We start from the raw sequence: 2,637 nt of genomic DNA, 5'->3' as shown, positions 1-2,637 counted from the left end.
AAGAGGATCAAAGCCATTGCCCCCGCTCCGTTCGCGATATGGCGGGCTGACAGGTGCGTATGCAGGTCCCCTGTAAACCGGGTGGCATCCAGAAACACGGGCGCTCCGCCTTGCAGGATTTCGATCCTGTCGCGCAGGCGGATGTTGGTCAGGGTCTCACCCATTGCTGCCCGCCCGAACACCAGTGGATCAACCAGCAGGGCGGTGGCTTCGGGTGCGATCTCGATCGACAACTTTCGATCCAGCGCGCTGCCATCAAAAAGGATGGTTTCCTGGGGCAACCAGTTCAGACGCGCGCCTTCCTCAACGACCAGTTGGTTATGGATATGTCCCGATGGGCCGGGTTGCGCCTTGTATGCCCTCTCGCAGGCCTGTGTGGTCAGTGTCAGTGTTGTGCCGGGTCCCGCACGCCCGTGAAAGCGGAATGCGTCTCCGCCGGTGATGCCGCCAGCCGTGTTCAGAAGTACGGCGTCCAAAGCGTTCCCGTCGGTTCGGGGAAACAGGCACTTAAATGATCCCGATTGACGAAAGCCGTCTAAAACCGACTTTTCGCCCAATTGCTTTGCACTCAGGCGAATCGCCCCCTTCGCGCGCGGTGGCATCGCGTCTTGCTTGGGCAATATGGAGGCATGTTGGGTAATGACGCACCTGCGGAACCAGAAGTTATGCTGCCTGTTTCAACGCTTGTGCGTCGGAACTCTATTCCGTGACGCCGTTTTTCGTCGGTTTTCCGCAGTGCATGATTAATTTTTGGGCGTGACCTCAGGCAACTGTTCAAAAAACGGGCAGATGCGGCGGATTGCCGAAATTGATAGGTCCAGCATTTGCCAAATTCTCGCTGATGCAGAATCCGTATGGGTGCCCACCGAGGAGATGACCCGGGGGTGTGTGACGGCTGCGCGAATTGGACCTCGGACACAACCGCCACACGTAACGCAACATACAGTTGCGGGGATCAGGTAGTAGAAGACGGCGTGTCAACGCAAGGCTTCTGTGCCCGCCCCGCCAGGAGAATCTAATGACATTTCTCAAATCCACGCTCGCCGGATCGGCCGTCTTCGCCGCCATGGCAACCGCTGCGTTGTCGGCAGAAGACACCATCAAGGTTGGCGTACTGCATTCGCTGTCGGGCACCATGGCGATCTCGGAAACCACGCTGAAAGACACGATGCTGATGCTGATCGATCAGCAAAACGCTAAGGGCGGCCTGCTGGGCAAGCAGCTTGAGGCGGTTGTTGTCGACCCGGCCTCGGACTGGCCGCTATTTGCTGAAAAAGCGCGCGAGCTTCTGACCGGGCATGAGGTGGACGTGATCTTCGGCAACTGGACCTCGGTCAGCCGGAAATCGGTTCTGCCCGTGATCGAAGAGCTGAACGGCCTGCTGTTCTACCCGGTTCAGTATGAGGGCGAAGAATCCTCGAAAAACGTATTCTACACCGGTGCCGCACCAAACCAGCAGGCGATCCCTGCGACCGACTATTTTCTGGAGGAACTGGGGGTCGAGAAATTCGCTCTGCTCGGCACGGACTATGTCTACCCCAGGACCACCAACAATATTCTGGAAAGCTATCTGAAGGGTAAGGGTATCGCGGACGAGGATATCTTCGTCAACTACACCCCGTTTGGCCATTCTGACTGGTCCAAGATCGTCGCGGACGTTGTCGCGCTGGGTGCCGACGGTAAGAAGGTCGGCGTGATCTCGACCATCAACGGTGGCGCCAACATTGGCTTCTACAAAGAGCTGGCTGCGGGGGGCGTCTCAGCAGACGTCATTCCGGTCGTGGCCTTCTCGGTGGGTGAGGAAGAACTGTCCGGTCTGGATACCACCAACCTTGTCGGCCATTTGGCGGCGTGGAACTACTTCCAGTCAGCAGATACCGATGCCAATGCTGAATTCGTTGAAACATGGAAAGCAACCATGGGCGACGAGCGCGTGACCAATGACCCGATGGAGGCGCATTACATTGGCTTCAACATGTGGGTAAATGCCGCGACCGAGGCCGGATCGACCGAAGTGGATGCCGTGCGCGCCGCCATGTACGGGCAGGAGTTCCCGAACCTGACCGGTGGCACTGCCGTGATGCTGCCGAACCACCACCTGGCCAAGCCGGTTCTGATCGGTGAGATTCAGGAAGACGGTCAGTTCGATATCATCAGCGAAACTGACGTCGTTCCGGGTGATGCGTGGACCGACTTCCTGCCAGAATCGGCGGTTCTGATCTCGGATTGGAAAGAGCTGGGTTGCGGTATGTACAACACCGAGACCAAGACCTGCGTTCAGACCCTGTCGAACTACTAAACGATACGCAAGGCGGGTGTGATTGCCCGCTTTGCCCCAAGACATCTCGGGTTTCATCAAATGTTACGACTATACCTTGCGGGCCTCGCAATCCTGTGCGCCTGCCTGACTGCCAACGCGCAAGAGGCCGGTCTGCAACCGATCCTGCAAGAGCATCAGGAGATCATCGCCAAAAGCTCGCGCAAGACGATTGGGCCCGCGATTGATGCGATTGCCAGCAGCGGTTTACCACAAGCGCAGGTGATGCTTGAGACATGGGCCGCCAAAGACGTGTGGATGCGTAAGTCGGATGGCCTGTTTTTTGCCGGCAAAAAAGGTGAAGGGCGGTCGTATGAATT

2 protein-coding genes and 1 pseudogene are annotated in these 2,637 nt (G+C 57.6%); 2 read left to right on the top strand and 1 reads right to left on the bottom strand.

Annotated features, from left to right (window positions below):
• Positions 1–476, bottom strand: a 476-nt coding sequence (locus ACR0E6_RS20755) for an urease accessory protein UreD (protein ID WP_480586868.1), incomplete at its 3' end; no start/stop codon positions are given.
• A 542-nt stretch (positions 477–1,018) separates the two neighbouring features.
• On the opposite strand from ACR0E6_RS20755, the gene urtA reads away from it, so the two are divergent.
• Positions 1,019–2,299: an urea ABC transporter substrate-binding protein gene (urtA, locus tag ACR0E6_RS20750; protein ID WP_480586865.1), complete on the top strand. Its 1,281-nt coding sequence runs from the start codon at positions 1,019–1,021 to the stop codon at positions 2,297–2,299.
• A gap of 60 nt (positions 2,300–2,359) precedes the next feature.
• A pseudogene (locus tag ACR0E6_RS20745) lies at positions 2,360–2,637 on the top strand (urea ABC transporter permease subunit UrtB); the annotation flags it as partial.

Source organism: Ruegeria sp. AP12 (assembly GCF_056540025.1).
This window is presented reverse-complemented; position numbering and strand designations above follow the sequence as displayed.